Annotated in this window: 17 protein-coding genes and 1 pseudogene; 12 read left to right on the forward strand and 6 right to left on the reverse strand. The window is 65.3% G+C overall.

What is annotated here, in order from left to right; all coding sequences use genetic code 11:
* Positions 1–65: 65 nt before the first annotated feature.
* Positions 66–812, forward strand: a complete 747-nt coding sequence (locus ABIA45_RS28965; protein ID WP_225131885.1) for a polysaccharide biosynthesis/export family protein — start codon at positions 66–68, stop codon at positions 810–812.
* Between the two features lie 139 nt (positions 813–951).
* On the opposite strand, the gene ABIA45_RS28970 is transcribed toward ABIA45_RS28965, so the two are convergent.
* Positions 952–1,623, reverse strand: coding sequence for a dienelactone hydrolase family protein (locus ABIA45_RS28970; RefSeq protein WP_271541607.1), 672 nt, complete (start codon positions 1,621–1,623; stop codon positions 952–954).
* Positions 1,624–1,682: 59 nt separating this feature from the next.
* Between ABIA45_RS28970 and ABIA45_RS28975 the strand changes: the two genes are divergently transcribed.
* Positions 1,683–1,814, forward strand: a complete 132-nt coding sequence (locus tag ABIA45_RS28975; RefSeq protein WP_404654520.1) for a hypothetical protein — start codon at positions 1,683–1,685, stop codon at positions 1,812–1,814.
* A 10-nt stretch (positions 1,815–1,824) separates the two neighbouring features.
* Here the strand turns inward: ABIA45_RS28975 and ABIA45_RS28980 are convergent, their stop codons facing one another.
* Both ABIA45_RS28980 and ABIA45_RS28985 read right to left on the reverse strand, forming a co-directional pair.
* Positions 1,825–2,160, reverse strand: coding sequence for a hypothetical protein (locus ABIA45_RS28980; RefSeq protein WP_157284861.1), 336 nt, complete (start codon positions 2,158–2,160; stop codon positions 1,825–1,827).
* 24 nt (positions 2,161–2,184) lie between these two features.
* The gene (locus ABIA45_RS28985) at positions 2,185–2,949 is read right to left on the reverse strand and encodes an alpha/beta fold hydrolase (protein WP_404654521.1); all 765 of its coding nucleotides are present in this window, start codon (positions 2,947–2,949) and stop codon (positions 2,185–2,187) included.
* Positions 2,950–3,467: 518 nt separating this feature from the next.
* Between ABIA45_RS28985 and ABIA45_RS28990 the strand changes: the two genes are divergently transcribed.
* The 3 genes from ABIA45_RS28990 to ABIA45_RS29000 all read left to right on the forward strand — a co-directional run bounded on the left by ABIA45_RS28990 (position 3,468) and on the right by ABIA45_RS29000 (position 7,745).
* Entirely contained in the window at positions 3,468–3,959 is a 492-nt protein-coding gene (locus ABIA45_RS28990; protein WP_025033225.1) for a (2Fe-2S)-binding protein, read from the forward strand.
* Entirely contained in the window at positions 3,956–6,238 is a 2,283-nt protein-coding gene (locus tag ABIA45_RS28995; RefSeq protein WP_404654522.1) for a molybdopterin cofactor-binding domain-containing protein, read from the forward strand. Before ABIA45_RS28990 ends, ABIA45_RS28995 begins: the two co-directional genes overlap by 4 nt.
* Before the next feature lie 412 nt (positions 6,239–6,650).
* The gene (locus tag ABIA45_RS29000; RefSeq protein ID WP_036024045.1) at positions 6,651–7,745 is read left to right on the forward strand and encodes an HD-GYP domain-containing protein; all 1,095 of its coding nucleotides are present in this window, start codon (positions 6,651–6,653) and stop codon (positions 7,743–7,745) included.
* 129 nt (positions 7,746–7,874) lie between these two features.
* Here the strand turns inward: ABIA45_RS29000 and ABIA45_RS29005 are convergent, their stop codons facing one another.
* Both ABIA45_RS29005 and ABIA45_RS29010 read right to left on the reverse strand, forming a co-directional pair.
* A complete protein-coding gene (locus ABIA45_RS29005; RefSeq protein WP_404654523.1) occupies positions 7,875–9,455 on the reverse strand; it encodes an AMP-binding protein in 1,581 nt (526 codons plus the stop codon).
* A gap of 242 nt (positions 9,456–9,697) precedes the next feature.
* Positions 9,698–10,108: a VOC family protein gene (locus ABIA45_RS29010; protein ID WP_275511846.1), complete on the reverse strand. Its 411-nt coding sequence runs from the start codon at positions 10,106–10,108 to the stop codon at positions 9,698–9,700.
* Between the two features lie 123 nt (positions 10,109–10,231).
* Between ABIA45_RS29010 and ABIA45_RS29015 the strand changes: the two genes are divergently transcribed.
* The 4 genes and pseudogenes from ABIA45_RS29015 to ABIA45_RS29030 all read left to right on the forward strand — a co-directional run bounded on the left by ABIA45_RS29015 (position 10,232) and on the right by ABIA45_RS29030 (position 12,906).
* Complete coding sequence (locus tag ABIA45_RS29015; protein ID WP_157284857.1) at positions 10,232–11,206, forward strand: tripartite tricarboxylate transporter substrate binding protein; 975 nt, start codon at positions 10,232–10,234, stop codon at positions 11,204–11,206.
* Between the two features lie 149 nt (positions 11,207–11,355).
* Positions 11,356–11,808: a helix-turn-helix transcriptional regulator gene (locus ABIA45_RS29020; RefSeq protein WP_036038647.1), complete on the forward strand. Its 453-nt coding sequence runs from the start codon at positions 11,356–11,358 to the stop codon at positions 11,806–11,808.
* Between the two features lie 8 nt (positions 11,809–11,816).
* Positions 11,817–12,152 (forward strand): annotated as a pseudogene (locus ABIA45_RS29025) (SRPBCC domain-containing protein); the annotation flags it as partial.
* Positions 12,153–12,168: 16 nt separating this feature from the next.
* On the forward strand, positions 12,169–12,906 hold the full coding sequence (locus ABIA45_RS29030; protein WP_404654524.1) for a DUF899 domain-containing protein: 738 nt from the start codon (positions 12,169–12,171) through the stop codon (positions 12,904–12,906).
* 231 nt (positions 12,907–13,137) lie between these two features.
* On the opposite strand, the gene ABIA45_RS29035 is transcribed toward ABIA45_RS29030, so the two are convergent.
* The gene (locus ABIA45_RS29035) at positions 13,138–14,385 is read right to left on the reverse strand and encodes a S1C family serine protease (protein ID WP_404655768.1); all 1,248 of its coding nucleotides are present in this window, start codon (positions 14,383–14,385) and stop codon (positions 13,138–13,140) included.
* Positions 14,386–14,586: 201 nt separating this feature from the next.
* Between ABIA45_RS29035 and ABIA45_RS29040 the strand changes: the two genes are divergently transcribed.
* Genes ABIA45_RS29040 through ABIA45_RS29050 form a run of 3 tightly spaced genes read left to right on the forward strand, consistent with a single transcriptional unit; the run spans position 14,587 to position 16,336 of the window.
* Positions 14,587–15,204 carry a hypothetical protein gene (locus ABIA45_RS29040; protein WP_271541623.1) on the forward strand — a complete coding sequence of 206 codons (618 nt, stop codon included), beginning with the start codon at positions 14,587–14,589 and terminating at the stop codon, positions 15,202–15,204.
* Positions 15,191–15,565, forward strand: a complete 375-nt coding sequence (locus ABIA45_RS29045) for a transcriptional regulator (protein ID WP_036024038.1) — start codon at positions 15,191–15,193, stop codon at positions 15,563–15,565. The genes ABIA45_RS29040 and ABIA45_RS29045 overlap by 14 nt, the downstream gene beginning before the upstream one ends.
* A gap of 30 nt (positions 15,566–15,595) precedes the next feature.
* Complete coding sequence (locus ABIA45_RS29050; RefSeq protein ID WP_271541626.1) at positions 15,596–16,336, forward strand: di-trans,poly-cis-decaprenylcistransferase; 741 nt, start codon at positions 15,596–15,598, stop codon at positions 16,334–16,336.
* The last annotated feature ends 19 nt before the right edge of the window (positions 16,337–16,355 follow it).

Genomic DNA, 16,355 nt, shown 5'->3' on the forward strand with positions numbered 1-16,355 from the left:
ACTCAACGCTTTATTAACCATAACCGGTGCATCACTGGAGCTGTCTCGTTTCGAGGATGGGTCCGGTGCCGGTTGCACGCGCGTTTCGATGGTCGAACTTGGCGTCCTTGGCAGCGTCCGCCGCGCTCGCTTTGGGCGGCTGCATGCAGACCGCAACTCCCGTCGCGATGGTGCAGCCTCGTCCCGATCTCGATGCCATGGCCTATGGCCAGCCCTATAATGCGCCGCGGCCGGTCGTCGTCGCCAACAACGGCGGTGGCGCGATCGCAGCGCTCAGCAATTCTTTTGCCGCTTCGCCCGCACCGATGCCGGTCGGCTACGCCGCGCCGATGGCGGTGCCGGTGCGCAATGGCGCCTCCTATCATCTCGACGCCGGCGACAAGCTTCGCGTCGTGGTCTACGGCCAGGAAGGTCTCACCAACAGCTATGCGATCGACGCCGGCGGCTCCATCACCATGCCGCTGATCGGTGCGGTGCCGGCCCGCGGCCGCACCACGGCGGGGTTGGCCGGCGAGATCGCCGCACGCCTGCGCAACGGCTACATCCGCGAGCCTTCGGTGGCGGTCGAGATCGAGACCTATCGTCCGTTCTTCATCCTCGGCGAGGTCCTCGCACCCGGCCAATATCCTTACGTGCCGAACATGACGGTCGAGAGCGCGGTCGCCATCGCCGGCGGCTTCTCGCCGCGCGCCAAGCGTGACATGGTCACCGTCACGCACACCGAGAACGGCGGCGCCATGCGCGCCGTGGTGCCGCTCGGCACGCCGCTCGCGCCCGGCGACACCGTGTTCGTCGGCGAGCGCTGGTTTTAAGACTCTCTCCCCTCGTCATTCCGGGGCGCGCGTTAGCGCGAACCCGGAATCCATTCCTCCACCAACTCTGCCGCCTTGATGGATTCCGGGCCCGCGCCTGTCGGCGCGTCCCGGAATGACGGTGGAAAGAGGCGGGGCTCTACCTCAAATGCTTCGCAAAAAACGCCATGCTGCGCGGCCAGGCGATGTCGGCGCTGGCCTTGTCGTAGCTGGCGCGCTCGTCGCAATGGAAACCATGCTGGGCGCCCGGATAGATGTGAACTTCGACCTCGGGCCGCTTAGTCTTGATGGTCTCGACATCGGCGAGCGGAATGCCGGCATCCTTCTCGCCGAAATGCAGTTGGGTCGGTACCTTCGGCACCTCGTCGGCGAAGCGCACGACAGCGCCGCCGTAATAGCCGATTGCCGCCTTCAGGCCGGTCAGTCGGGTCGCCGCGACGAAGGCGATGCTGCCGCCTAAGCAGAAGCCGATGATGCCGATGGGCCCGACGCTCTTCACCGCATCGATCGCAGCTTGCGTGTCGCGCAGCATCGCGGCCCAGTCCGGATTGGCCACGAACTTGCGCGCCTCTGCGATCTCGTCGGGCGAATAGCCCGACTGGAAGTTCGGCGCCGTCCGATCGAAGATCGACGGCGCGATCGCGACATAGCCTTCCCCGGCAAGGCGGTCGCAGACCGAGCGGATGTGGTGATTGACCCCAAAGATCTCCTGGATCACCACCACCGCGCCCTTCGGCGTGCCGGCGGGATCAGCGCGATAGGCGCCGAGCTGGAAATTGTCCGAGGCCGTCAGCTTGATGTCCTGTCCCACGCGGGTTGTCCTTCTTGGTTGGTCGTTGCTATGAAGTTCGATCGTTCCACGAACTCGTCATGCCCGGGCTTGTCCCGGGCATCCACGTCCTTCGTGCTGCACCAAAGATCGTGGATGGCCGGGACAAGCCCGGCCATGACGATGGCAACTTCAACGCAGGAAAGCGCGAATACGACTTCTCCACGACTTGAAAAACCGATCTCACTCCCACATCCAGTTCTCGCCGTAGTCCTCCTTCCATCCGGCCAGCCGGCCGTGACGGAACTGCAGAAACAGGCGATGGCGATAGGGGATCAGGCCGCTGCCGCCGATGTTGCGCAAGGCGAGATAGATCTCGTGGCCGGGACGTCCCCGCACATATTGCAGCTGCTGCCCGAGGGCGCGCGCGGTCTGTTCGGCATCCATGCCGAAGGCGAGCGGAATGTTGTTCGACAAGGTCGTGACGAAAGGCTGGCGCTGCGGCACGGCGCCGATCGGCTCGGCCTGTGCGGATAGCGACAGCAACATCGTCCCCGCAGCCAGCATCATCAGCTTCATCGCCTGTGTCCCTGCTCGATCGGCCTATGCCGGCAAGTTCTTCAGGAAAGGCACGACCGCGTCAACAAAAGCCTGGGGCTGATCGATGTTGACGGCGTGGCCGGCGGCGGGGATCACGACCTTTTGTGCGCCCGGGATCTTCGCGGCCATGTAGTCGGACGCGGCGAGGAACGGGGTGTCGTCGGCGCCGACAACGATCAGGCTGGGCACCTTGATCTCAGGCAACAGCTCCATCACGCGCGCATCGCGCTGGGTCAGCATGCCGCGCGCGGCGAGCGCAAGGCCCCTAGCGTTGCGATGGCTCGCGGTTGCGCGCTCGCGCGTCGCCGCTTTCAAGACCTCGAGGCCTTCGCGGTCGAGCCGGTCGGCGGTGGCGAGCGCCCGCGCGTTCCAGGCTTCGCGCGCATCGTCCTTCCTGAAGCCGGGGCCGGTGTCGATGATCAGCAGCGCGCGGGCCCGCTCCGGATGTGCGCGGTAGAACGCCAGCGACATGTAGCCGCCGAGCGAAAGCCCGCCGATGATGGCGCGCTTGGCGCCGACCGCATCGAGGATCGCCGCCATGTCACCGACCGTGAGGTCTTCGCTATAAGCACTCGCATCGTCAGGGTAATCGGACTGGCCGTGGCCGCGCATGTCCCACAGGATCAGCGTGTGGTCCTTCGCCAGCGCGTCGATTTGCCCATGCCACATCGCCGAGGTCGAGGAATAGCCGTGGGTGAGCAGCAGCGGCGGCCCGTTGCCATGAACCTCGTAGTAGATGTTGACGCCGTCGCGATTGATCTCCGGCATTGTTTCCGGCCCTTTCTTTTCTCGCCACCAACTCGGTGCTTCACCCTCCCCTGGAGGGGTCCGGGACGAGCGCAGCTCGCCCGTGGGTCGGCTCACATGGAGCGCTGCGAAATGTGAGACGGGGTGGGGTGACGGTCTCTCCACCTCCAACAGTGTTCGTGTGGAGAGATCACTCCACCCCGCTCGCGCTCCGCGCGATCGACCCTTCCCCTCCAGGGAGGGTAAGGTTTGCGTGCGGCTGCACCTTAGCTCGCCAAGTTACCTCGAAGAAACTGCCTGAATGCGATGGCACGCATGCCGGAGCACGCGCTGTTGTGTCCAGTGGCTGCGTCGCGGCCTTTGGCGCGGCGCACAACGAGCGAGTGTGGCGGTCGTTTTTTCGACTCGTTCCAAATTGCGTTTGCCTCCGCGTCGGAACGCGATCATTCTCGCCGGCAAGGCTGACGCCAGCCCGGTGGGCGTCCGCCATTCAAGTTGCCGCCGTAAGCGGCTTCATGCACCGGCAGGGGAAGACGCCTATGCCAACTCTCACCATCAACGGGCGGAGTCTGTCCGTGGATGCGGCGAACGACACGCCGCTCCTCTGGGCGATCCGCGAGCAATTGCAGATGACCGGCACCAAGTTCGGCTGCGGTGCCGGGCTGTGCGGGGCCTGCACCGTGCACGTCAACGGTGAAGCCGTGCGCTCGTGCCAGACCATGCTCAGTGACGTCGCCGGCAAGAAGATCACCACCATCGAAGGTCTCTCCGCCAAGGGCGATCATCCCTTGCAGAAGGCCTGGATCGCCGAGCAGGTGCCGCAATGCGGCTATTGCCAGTCCGGCCAGATCATGCAGGCGGCCTCGCTGCTCGCCAAGAATCCCAATCCAACCAAGGAAGAGGTGGTCGCCCATATGGACGGCAATCTCTGCCGCTGCATGACCTATTCGCGGATTCAGAAGGCGATCATGCGCGCCGCATCCGAGATGCGCACCGCCTCGGCCACCTCGAGCGAGCGGAGGCCCACATGAACGAGCATGTGAAGAAATTGACACCCGAGACGACGGATCTCAGCCGCCGCTCCTTCCTCGTCGGCGCCGCCGCGACCGGCCTTGTGCTCGGCTATGCCGGCGTGCCCGGCATCGAATCGGCAGCCGCCGCGCCCGCCAATTTCGAGCCGAGCGTCTGGTACGCGATCGCGCCGGACGGGCTGGTCACCGTGACCTGCGGCAAGGCGGACATGGGCCAGCACATCGCCTCCACCATGGCGCAGATCGTCTGCGAGGAATTGGGCGCGAAATGGAGCGACATGCGCGTGCAGCTCGCCTCCAACGATCCCAAGTTCAACGATCCCGTGCTCGGCGCGCAGATCACCGGCGGCAGCTGGTCGACCATGATGAACTTCGAAGCGATGAGCCGCGCCGGCGCCGCCGGTCGCATCGCATTGACCGAAGGTGCCGCCGCCGCCATGGGCGTGCCGGCATTGGAGCTCGTGGTGCGCGATTCCATGATCGTGCATCCGAAATCGAAGAAGCAGATGTCGTTTGCCGATGTCGTGAAAAGCGGCAAGGCGACGAAAACCTTCACGCCCGACGAGCTGAAGGCGATCAAGCTGAAATCGCCGGACCAGTACACCATGATCGGCGTCTCGGTTCCGCAGCTCGACATCCCCTCCAAGACCAACGGCACGGCCAAGTACGGCATCGACGTGATGCTGCCGGGCATGGCCTATGGCGCCCTGGTCACGCCGCCGGTGCGCTTCGGCGCCACCGTGAAATCGGTCGACGATAGCGCGGCAAAGAAGGTGCCGGGCTTCATCAAGGCCGTCACGCTCGACGACAAGACCGGGACGACGTCGGGCTGGGTCGTCGCCGTCGCCAGCACCTACGCCAACGCCAAGAAGGCCGCGCAGGCGCTGAAGATCGCCTATGACGCGGGTCCGAACGCGAAGCTGTCGAGCGAGTCGCTGCTCGACGAGGCCAAGCGGCTCCAGAAGCTGGACGATTCCGGCCAGTTCTTCGTCAAGGACGGCGATCCCAATGCAGCCTTCGGTTCGGCGGCCAAGGTGGTGGAGGCGGAATACACCACCAGCATCAACATCCACGCGCCGCTGGAGCCGATGAACGCCACTGCGGAGTTTAAGGGCGACATCCTGCACATCTATTCCGGCAACCAGTTCGCGACGCGCTCCGGCGCGATTGCGGCGGGGGCGGCCGGGATCGATCCGAAGTTCGTGGTCATGCACCAGATGTGGCTGGGCGGCGGCTTCGGCCGGCGTCTCGATGCCGACATGATGATTCCGGCGGTGCAGGCGGCCAAGGCCGTCGGCAAGCCGGTGAAGGTGATCTATTCGCGCGAGAACGACATGACGATGGATTTCTCGCGTCCGCTCACCTATCAAAAGGTGAAGGCCGGCGTGGACGGCGATGGCAAGCTTATTGCGATCAGCCACGACGTGGTCTCGGCCTGGCCGACCGCGCGCTGGGGAATCCCCGATTTCCTGACGCCCTCGGTCGACAAGAAGGGCCCGCTCGACTCCTTTACGGTGAACGGGGCGGACTTCTTCTACACCGTGCCCAACCATTATGTGCGCGCGATCAAGAACGAGCTCGCGCACAACGCCACGCCGTCCGGCCAGCTTCGCTCGGTGGCGCCGGGTTGGACCTTCTGGGCGGTCGAAAGCATGATCGACGAGATCGCGGCGGCGACGGGCAAGGATCCCGCCCAGTTCCGCATCTCGTTGCTCGACGGTGCCGGCAAGAACGACGGCGGCGCGCAGCGCTTGCGCAACACGCTGCTCGCCGCGATGGGACTGTCTGGCTACGGCACCAAGCAATTGCCGAAAGGCGAGGGCATGGGCGTCGCCTGCGTCTCGTCGCAGGAGCGGGCGACCGCGAGCTGGACGGCGTGCGTGGCTCACGTCGCCGTCGCGCCGTCGGGGGAGGTGACCGTGAAGAAGCTCACGGTCGCAACCGACGTCGGCACGCAGGTGCATCCCGACAATGTCCGCGCCCAGGTCGAGGGTGCGGCGCTGTGGGGCCTGTCGCTGGCGATGTACGAGAAGGCGACGCTGAAGGACGGTGGCATCGAGCAGACCAATTTCGATGGCTACACGCCCTTGCGCATGAGTCAGACGCCCGAGGTCGCGATCGCCGTGATCGCAAATGGCGAGAAGGCCACCGGCGTCGGCGAGCCCGCGGTCACCGTGGTCGCGCCGGCCATCGGCAACGCAATCTTCAATGCCAGCGGCGCCCGCGTCCGCGCCCTGCCGATCACCGCGGAAGTCGTGAAGGCGAGCATGAAGGCGTAAGTCGAGCCGTGATTGCCAAATGAGCTGATCTGCCGGAGGGCATGCCCTCCGGCGGATCTGTTTTTGGAAGCTGTCTCCCTTATCTCGGTGTCATGCCCCGGCTTGACCGGGGCATCCAGTACGCCGCGGCTTCTCGGCCCTAGCGGTACCGTCACGGCATACTGGGTCGCCCGGTCAAGCCGGGCGACGACAGCGGAGGGCGGGGCGATAGCGTCCAAAATTCCCCTTATCCATCAATGCCATTTCTACTGTGCATGGGGTTGTTGTGAAACTCCCCCCTGAACCCAAATCCGTAAAATTGCACCCAATTCCCCAAGGTTCCATTGAGCACGCCTCTTAAGGGCCAGAGAACCTGATCCGGCTTAGGCTCATCGGCCAATACGCCCGAGTTTCCGGTCCTTGTGGGGAAGCCATGAACGCCACAGCCAAATCCGCCGCCAAACGCCGGCTCCTGCTCGCCTCCGATCGGAGCGACGGGAGCAGCGAGCTCGCCAGCATCCTGAAAGCGGTCGGCGACGTCTCCACGGTGAAGACGGACGAGATCCCCGCCCAGCCCTCGCGCGATCTCTCCGGCCTCGTGGTCGACATCAACCTGCGCTCGCCCGACAGCGTGCAGCGGGTCCGCAACAAGCTGCGCGGCGACGCCTATCGTTCGATGCCGCGGCTGTTCGTGCTCGCGGACGCCCTGCATCACGGCACCATGCAGGCCTGGGCGCTAGGAGCCACCGACACCATTTCACGCCCGCTCCAGGCTGAGGCCATCCTGCAGCGCATCCGCGCCGCCTTCCCGGACACCGCGGCCTATGACGCGACCGATCGCGGCAAGACGCTCAACCGCGGGGTCGAGGCGGCGCATGCGGTGCTGACCAAGATGTTCGAGAAGCTGCCGCTCGGAGTGCCTCTGACCTTCGACGACGTCATCGCCGCCGAGAGCAAGATCCTGAAGGCGATCAAGCATTCCTCGCTGCGCGAATGGCTCACCACGGTCGGCTGTCACCATGTCGGCAGCTACCGCCATTGCCTGTTCGTCACCGGCTTCGCCGTCGCCTTTGCCCAGCATCTCGGCATGCGCGAGGACGACCAGCGCCGCCTGACCCGCGCCGCGCTGCTGCACGACGTCGGCAAGGCCTTCGTTCCGGCCTGGCTGCTCGACAAGCCCGGCAAGCTCACCGACGAGGAGATGGCCGAGGTCCGCCAGCATCCGCGCCGCGGCTATGACGCGCTCGCCGCGCAAGGCGGCTTCCCGCCGGAGATGCTCGACGTGGTGCTGCATCACCACGAATTCCTCGACGGCTCCGGCTATCCGAACGGCCTGTCGTCGAACCAGATCAGCGACATCGTGCGCCTGACGACGATCGTCGACATCTACGCCGCGCTGGTCGAGAAGCGCGCCTACCGCATGCCCTTCACCCACTCCCGCGCCTTCACGATGATGGAAGGCATGGGCGGCAAGCTCGACCAGCAGCTGCTGCAGGCGTTCCGCCCGGTCGCGCTGGGGTCGTTCTAGCCGGGATGCCGTAGGGTGGGTTAGCCTCGCGGCTGCGCGAAGCGCAGGCGCCAGGCGTAACCCACCATGCCTCCGCAATTGCCGAACGAAGTTGGTGGGTTACGCCTTCGGCTAACCCACCCCACGAGCTCACCCCACCAGCTTCCGCAGCTCCGCCTTCGCCACCTTCTCCAGTGTCGAGCGCGGCATGTCGTCAACGAGCCTGATCTCGCGCGGCAGCTTGAAGTCGGCGAGGCCCTTGCGGCAGGCTTCCATCACGCGATCATGCAGATCGGGTGCAGCGCCCGCGACGCCGCCCTGCGGGATGATGAAGACCACCGGCACCTCGTCCAGCATCGGATGCGTCTTCGCCACCACTGCGGCCTCGCGCACGCCCGGCACGAGTGCGATCACCTGCTCGATCTCTGAGGCCGCAACGTTCTCGCCGCCCACCTTTAGCATGTCCTTGGCGCGGTCGCCGAACTTGATGAAGCCGTTCTGCAATCGCTCGACGCGGTCGCCGGTGAGAAAGAAGCCGTGCTCGTCAAAACTCTCGCGCGTCGCCTTCTCGTTGTGCAGGTACTCGGCGAACAGCGACAGGCCGGGGATGCCCTTGATCGCGAGGTTGCCCGTGCCGCCGACCTCCGTCGGTCGTCCGTCGTCGTCGGTGATGCGGATCTGATATTCGGGCGCCGCGCGGCCGATAGACATCGGGATGTTGGGCTGATCGACCTCGCCGACGATGCCGTGGGTGATGGTCTCGGTCATGCCCCACCAGCCGATCATCTTGACGCCGAAGGCGGCAAAGGCCGGCGGCTCGTTGATGGCGGTGCCCCACAGGCGGAACTTGTGGTCTTTCGGGATCTCCTGCTCGAGCAGCGCCTTCATGCAGAACGGAATCGTCGAGGTCCAGGTTGCGCCATGCTCGCGCGCGACGCCCCAGAACCGGCTGGCGGAGAAGCGCGGCTGGATCACGCAAGTGGCGCCGACCCACAGCGTCGCCAGCATGGAATAGGCCAGCGCATTGGTATGGAACAGGGGCAGGTAGGCCTGGTGCACGTCGCCGGCGTGAAGGTCCTCGTGCGCGGCGTTGATCTTGGCGCCCCACAGCGCGTTGGCATGGGTCCACAGCACCGCCTTGGGTCGCGACGTCGTGCCCGAGGTGTATTGCACGCTGCATGGCGCCAGCGGATCGGACGCGCGCCGGGGACGATCGGCACTGTCGGCGAACAGCGATTCGAAGCTGTCGCCGGGCGAGACGCCCCGCGCGGGGGCCGCGCCCGCATCGTGCGAGGTCACCGCCAGCCACCTTATATTGCGGCAGTTCTGCGCGACGGCTTCCGCATAGGCCGGCTGCGTGATCGCGGCGACCGCGCCGCAATGATCGGCGAAATACGCGATCTCGGCCGGCGCCGAGCGCGTGTTGGTGGTGACCGCGACGGCCCCGAGCTCGACGCAAGCGAACCAGGCCAGCATCGCCTCGATGCAATTGTCGAGATGGATGAGCACATACTCGCCCGGCTTGATGCCGCGCCTGGCGAGGCCGGCCGCGAGCGCGCCGACGCGCTCGTGAAACTCGCCGTAGCTCCAGCGCCGCGCCGGCACGTCGAACGGCGCCCAGATCAGGAATGGATGATCACGCCGGACCTCGGCGCGCAGCTTGAGCAGCCAGGGCACGTCGAGCCCGTCGAACGGGCCCACGATTCCAGCTGTGGTCTGTTGAACTGGCATGGCTCCTCCCGGTGCAGCCGCATCTTGCCGGCGGCTGTCTTTTGATGATTGCGTCTTCCTGCCATTGGATGATGCGGGACGCAATCGGGGGGAGGGGGGCGCGGCGTGTCGTGCTTGGTGCACACACTCTCTCCGCCGTCATGGCCGGGCTCGACCCGGCCATCCACGTCTTGCCGCGCGAAGAACGTGGATGCCCGGGACAAGCCCGGGCATGACGATGGAGCAAAGAGCGAGAGCGCGCTTCAATCCTCGTACGACGAGATCTCGATCAGGCTGCCATCGGGATCGCGGCAATAGACCGAGCGCAGCGTGCCGCGGGCGCCTTGCCTCGGGCCCGGACCTTCCTCGATCGCGACGCCATGTGCCTGCAAATGCGCCACCACCTCGTCCGGTGTGGCCGAGGTGAGAAAGCACAAATCTTCGCTGCCGGCGGTCGGATGGCTCGCGGTGAACCACTCCACCTTGTCGGCATCGCGTTGTCGGACGTTGATCCTCTGGTTACCGAATTCAAGGAAAGTCCGCGGCGCTTTGCCGCCGCCGGGATCGAACACCTTGACTTCCATGCCGAGAATCCTGCCGTACCACGCAGCACTTGCCGCGACGTCGCTGACATTGATCACGAGATGATCCAGGGCATGAACCTTGACCGGCATGTCTCATCCTTTCGTCGTGATGTGCCCCGCGCACTTTCCGCACGGGGCAAGCTTTGTTACAACCGCAGCGACGCGGCTTTCAAGCCATCCGACTTCAAGAACAACACTGGGAGAACCCTTGAGATGATCACTCGCCGTACCGCGCTGGGCCTGCTCGCCGCCAGTCCGCTTGCAGCCACCCCGCTGTCGAAGGCCCTTGCCGCCGATTATCCGGTCCGTCCAGTGAAATGGGTGGTGGGTTATCCGCCGGGCGGCGCCACGGACATCCTGGCACGGCTGATCGGCCAGCGCCTGTCGGAAAAGCTCGGCCAGCAATTCGTGGTCGAGAACAAGCCCGGCGCCGGGAACAACATCGCGACCGAATCGGTCATCAATGCCGAGCCCGACGGCTACACGCTGCAGCTGGTCAATCCGGCCAACTACATCAACGCCTCGCTCTACAAGAATCTGAAGTTCAACTTCGTGAACGATATCGCGCCGGTCGCCTCGTTCCAGCGCGTGCCGAACGTGATGACCGTCAACAAGGACGTGCCGGCCAAGAACGTCGCCGAGTTCATCGAGTACGTGAAGGCCAATCCCGGCAAGGTGAACATGGCCTCGTCCGGCAACGGCACCTCGGTGCATCTGTCCGGCGAGATGTTCATGGCCATGACCGGCTGCAAGATGCAGCACGTGCCCTATCGCGGCGCCGCGCCCGCGATCACCGACATGCTCGCCGGCCAGGTGCAGGTGATCTTCGACAACATGCCCTCGATCATTCAGCACATCCGCTCCGGCAGCCTGCGCGCGATCGGTGTCACCACCACGGAACGCTCGCCGCAGCTGCCCGACGTGCAGCCGATCGCCGACACCGTCAAGGGCTATGAGGCGAGCGCGTTGTTCGGCATGGGCGCGCCGAAGAACACGCCGAAGGAAATCATCGCCAAGCTCAACGCCGAGGTCAACGCGGTGCTCAAGGACCCCGACATGGCCAAGCGCCTGGTCGAGCTCGGCGGCGAGCCGCGGGTGCAGACGCCCGAGGCGTTCGGCGAGGAGATCAAGGCCGAGACCGAGAAGTGGAAGAAGGTCGTCGACTTCGCCGGCCTGAAGGTCGAGTAGAAATCTCGTGATGACGAGGAAGAGAGCCCTGCCGTTCGGCAGGGCTTTTTTCTTGGCTGCATTGCCGGCAACCCGATCACGCTCTCGTGCGGATCCGCGCCTGCGCCTTCCGGCTTGACGTTGCCGCGCTCGCGTCTATACTAAACCACATGGTTAAGTATCAGGACGAGACGCTGGACCGGACTTTTGCGGCGCTGTCAGACCCGACGCGGCGTGCCTTGCTGGCGCGCCTCGGCGAGCAGGACGGCCTGTCGGTGAGCGAGCTGGCGGCCCCGTTTGCGGTATCGTTGCCGGCGATCATGAAGCATCTCGACGTGCTCACCGATGCCGGGCTGATCGTGCGCGAGAAGACCGGGCGCACGGTCGCCTGCCGGCTGACCGCGCAGCCGATGGAGCAGGCGATGAACTGGCTCAATCGCTATGCGCAGTTCTGGTCCCACAATCTTGATCGCCTTGCCGCCTTCGTGGAGGAAGAGACATGGCCAACGCAGCCGCCAACACCGCCGAACGCCCGGCAGAACGACCAAGCCTCACGCTCACGCGCCGGCTCCGCGCACCGCCGCAAAAGGTCTACGCCGCCTGGACGCAAGCCGCGCAGCTAGCGCAATGGTTCGGGCCGCCGAACATGAAGCCGGCGACGCTTCAAGCCGAGCTCGACGTTCGCGTCGGCGGCCGGTTTCGCATCAGCTTCACCGGGGACGACGGAGAATATTTCGAGGCCGGCGGCCGCTATCGCGAGGTGGTGCTGAACGAGCTTCTGGTCTTCACCTGGGCCTGGCACTCGACGCCGGAGCGTGAATCGCTGGTGACGATCTCGATGAAGCCGGACGCTGCCGGCACCTTGATGATCTTCCATCACGCCCAGTTCTTCGACGAGACCGCGCGCGACAACCACCAGCGCGGCTGGAGCTCGATTTTCGACAAGCTCGATGCTTTCGTCGCCTGACCCCAAGGAGAACGCCATGCAGCAACATCAGATCGTCTCGCGCGAGCAATGGATCGTCGCGCGCAAGGCCCTTCTGGCCCATGAGAAGGAATTGACCCAGGCCCGCGAACGGCTTGCCGACGAGCGCCGCCGGCTCCCCTGGGTCAAGGTCGACAAGGCATACGAATTCGAAGGGCCGAACGGCATTGTGTCCTTGGGCGATCTGTTCAAGGGCCGGCCGCAGCTCATCGTGCAGCACGTGATGTTCGCACCCGATTGGGACGCGGCCTGCAAGAGCTGCTCGTTCTGGGCAGACGGGTTCGAGCGCATGGTGCCGCATTTGGCCGCGCGCGACACCGCGATGGTTGCGGTCTCGCTGGCGCCAAGCGCAAAGCTCGAAGACTTCAAGAAGCGGATGGGCTGGACCTTCGACTGGGTTTCCTCGGGCGGCAACGACTTCAACCGCGATTACGGCGTGACGTTCTCACAGGAAGAGGTTGCGACTGGCAAGCCGATGTACAATTTCGGCACCACGCCGCTCTACGGCCCCGAGCTGCCCGGCATCAGCGTGTTCTACCGTGACGAGGCCGGCGCGATCTTCCACACCTATTCCTGCTTCGCCCGCGGCCTCGACATGATGAACGCCGCTTATCAATATCTCGATCTCACCCCGCTCGGCCGTTATGAGGAAGGCCTGCCCTATCCGATGGACTGGGTGCGCCTGCGCGACCAGTACGAGCCGCAGCCGGCGAAGGGTGCGTGCTGCCACGGGTGAGGGGAGCGCTCGACGCACATCAAAGGTGTCATCGCCCGGCTTGACCGGGCGATCCAGTATTCCGAGACGGCAGTGATGAATCGAGAGGCCGCGGCGTACTGGATTCCCCGCCTGCCGCCTACGCTAAAGCTTCGGCGCCCCTGGACCTCAACCCCGGCGAAGCCTTGGCGTAGCCGGGTCGCGGGGAATGACAGCTACGGGTGAGGTGCAGGGTGTGCGTTGCCCCGATAGCTACCGCTTCGCTTCCGCCTGCTCCGCCGCGTTGCACGAGATCAGCATCGTGTAAGGCCGGGCGTTGGCGGCGATGTCGGTGGTCTTGCGCTCGCTCTTTGGCTCGGCGGTCTGATAGGGCACGATCGAATTGTCGAGGAAATCGCGCAGCACTCCGGTCTTGATGGCGAAATTGATGTTTTCAGGGATGTTGCCGGTCGCCACCGCGATCCGCAAGGCTGGAATCTTGCCCGTGACCACGCCGACGACCTGACCCGTGTTGTCGAACAGCGGCCCGCCGCTATTGCCGGGCTGCACGGGTGCGCTGATCTGCAGGAAGCGCGAGTCGTTGCGCATGCCGCTGAGCGAGCTCACGATCCCGGTGGTCACGCTGAAGTCCGAGGTCAGGATGCCGTGATAGGGAAAGCCGATCGCGATCACGGAATCGCCGGAGCGGATCGAGCGGTCGCGGATCCGGGCAAAATCCTTGAAGGTCGTTGTCGACGGCGCCTGCAACAAAGCGAGATCGTTGTTGGCGTCGCTCGAGACGACGCGCAACACCATTGCGGCCTCGCCGGTGAGATTGCCCTTGATGTCGCCGACGCAGCCGTCGATCACATGATGGTTGGTGACGATGTGCCCGCTCGTGCTGACGACGAAGCCGCTGCCGCTCCTGGCTCGGGCAGGTTTGCCGCCGGCCGGCGCTGCCGCCTGCTTCTCCGCCGTGGCCGCCGGCTTGGCCGCACCCTTGGTGAAATCGCCTGCCTTGCTGAGCCCATCTGCCTTCACCCGCGTGACGCAGTTCGCCAGCGCCGCGATCAGGGGCGCCGTCGACGTCAGCACAAATTGGAGTGGCTTGCTGCCGTTGGTCGTCACCACCATCAGGCTTGCCTTCTGGAAGGTGCGAGCGACGTTGGGGGGCAGGATGGTCGTCACCATGTTGGTGGTGCCGGCGGTCGCAAACAACCTCGCCTGCTCCTGGCCGTCGAAGATGAAGTCGATGGGCGCGGTATCGCCCTTGTTGAAGCGAAAGCTGGGGCTGGCAAAGCTCAGCAGCCAGGAGCCGGCCGCATTCTGCGCGACGAAGAGACTCACGCCGTTGGCGTAAGGTGCGGTCGCCGCGCAATGGGAGAACGCGCCCGTCTCGTCATTGCTGAATGCGCCGCCAGCCCAGTTGCCGACATTGACGGTGCCGAACGGCCCCGCCGCGTTCGCCCCGACCAAACTCACCTGCAACACGAACGCAACGACCAACGACCTCAACCACATACCCCAGCCCCCGGCAAACGCACTTGCATCCATCTTATCCGCGAGGGCAGGTGAGGCGCAACCGTCAGTTGTCCGCTCTCGTCCGGCTGGCCGCGACAATTCAGGCTTGCATATACTTTGCAGTACCGTATACTTTGCAATACAAAGTAACGAGGCTCTTGCCTCGTAATGTCCGGGTGGAACGAGGTTTTGGCGTTGCCGATGCGCGATCTCGACAAGGCGCTGGCCGACATCGTGACGATCCGCAGCCAGATCGCGGCGGGTACCGCCTTCCGCGGTTACGGCCCGGCGACGATGGCGGCGACCGGTGCTGTGGCGCTCATCACCGCCCTCCTGCAATTCTGGTTGTTGGATGATCCCACCGGCGAGCCGCTCGTTTTCTTCATCGGCTGGTTCATCGCCGCCGCGCTGTCTGGGCTGATCATCGGCATCGAGATGCGCGCCCGGTCGCGACGCCATCATTCCGGTCTCGCCGACGCGATGATCCACCAGGCGGTCGAGCAGTTCCTGCCGGCGGGCATTGCCGGCGTTCTGCTCGCGGTGGTGATGTGGAAGTTCGCGAGCGAGACGCTGTGGCTGCTGCCGGGCCTGTGGCAGATCCTGGTGTCGCTCGGCATCTTTGCCTCGGTCCGCTCGCTGCCGCGCACCGTCGCGCTCGCCGGCGCCTGGTATTTCGTGTCCGGCTTCGCGGTCGTGGTGCTCGCGAGCCGAACCCACACGCTGTCGCCATGGACCATGGGCCTACCTTTCCTGATCGGCCAATCGCTGATGGCGGCCATTCTGCATTTTGCGTCGGGAGACAACGATGTCGAAGACTGACAGCGCGCCCTTCTCCTATGAAGGGCTCGACCGCGTGATCCACGAGAAGGCGAGGCTCGGGCTTCTGACCTCGTTGATGGCGCATCCGAAGGGGCTGGCGTTCGGCGATCTCAAGCAGCTCTGCGGCCTCACCGATGGCAATCTCAGCCGGCACCTTGCCGTGCTGCAGGAAGCCGGCCTCGTCGAGGTGACCAAGGGCTACGAGGGCAATCGCCCGCACACCAGCTGCCGCCTCACCAAGGCCGGCCGCCGCCGCTTCCTCGACTATCTCGCCGTGCTCGAGCGGCTGGTGCGCGACGCGGCGAAGGCCGCCGGCCGCGAAGCGCCGCCGCTCGGCCGGCTCGGCATCGCCTCGACCTGATCTCCCCCTTTTTTGACCGGAGACTTTGCAATGCAAAGTGACATCACGTCCCATAACGAGAAGCTTCATGTCGGCATCATCATGGACGGCAACGGCCGCTGGGCGACGCGGCGCGGCCTGTCGCGCGTGCGCGGTCACGAGGCCGGCGTCGAGACCATCCGCCGCATCGTCGAGGCCGCGCCCAAGCAGGGCATCGGCACGCTGACGCTTTACGCCTTCTCCACCGACAATTGGCGGCGGCCGAAGGCCGAGGTCGCGGCGCTGATGACCTTGCTGCGCTTCTACCTCGCGAACGAAGTGCAGAGCCTCGTCAAGAACGGCGTGCGCCTCTCCGTCATCGGCCGCCGCGATCGCCTGCCCGACGGCATCGCCGCCGCGATCGCGCGCGCCGAGGCGGCCACCGCCGATGGCCGCACGCTGCACGTGCGCATCGCCGTCGATTATTCCGCGCGCGATGCCATCCTCCATGCCGCGGCCAAGGCGGCCGCGCTGACCAGCCTGACGCGCGAAGCCTTCTCGCAGCTCGTGACGGGCGAGGCTGGCCTTCGCGACGTCGACCTCATTATCCGCACCTCCGGCGAGAAGCGGCTGTCGGACTTCCTGCTGTGGGAAGGCGCCTATGCCGAGCTGTACTTCACCGAGCGGATGTGGCCCGAATTCGACGCGGGCGATCTTGCCGAGGCGCTCGCCGCCTTCCATTGCCGCGAGCGCCGCTTCGGCGGGCTGCAAGCCATTATGCCCGAAGAGGCACCCTCGCTCTCGCGGGTGTGACGCGCCTCGCGCACCAGCC

The organism is Bradyrhizobium sp. USDA 336, from assembly GCF_044908355.1.
Classification (GTDB): Bacteria; Pseudomonadota; Alphaproteobacteria; order Rhizobiales; family Xanthobacteraceae; genus Bradyrhizobium; species Bradyrhizobium yuanmingense.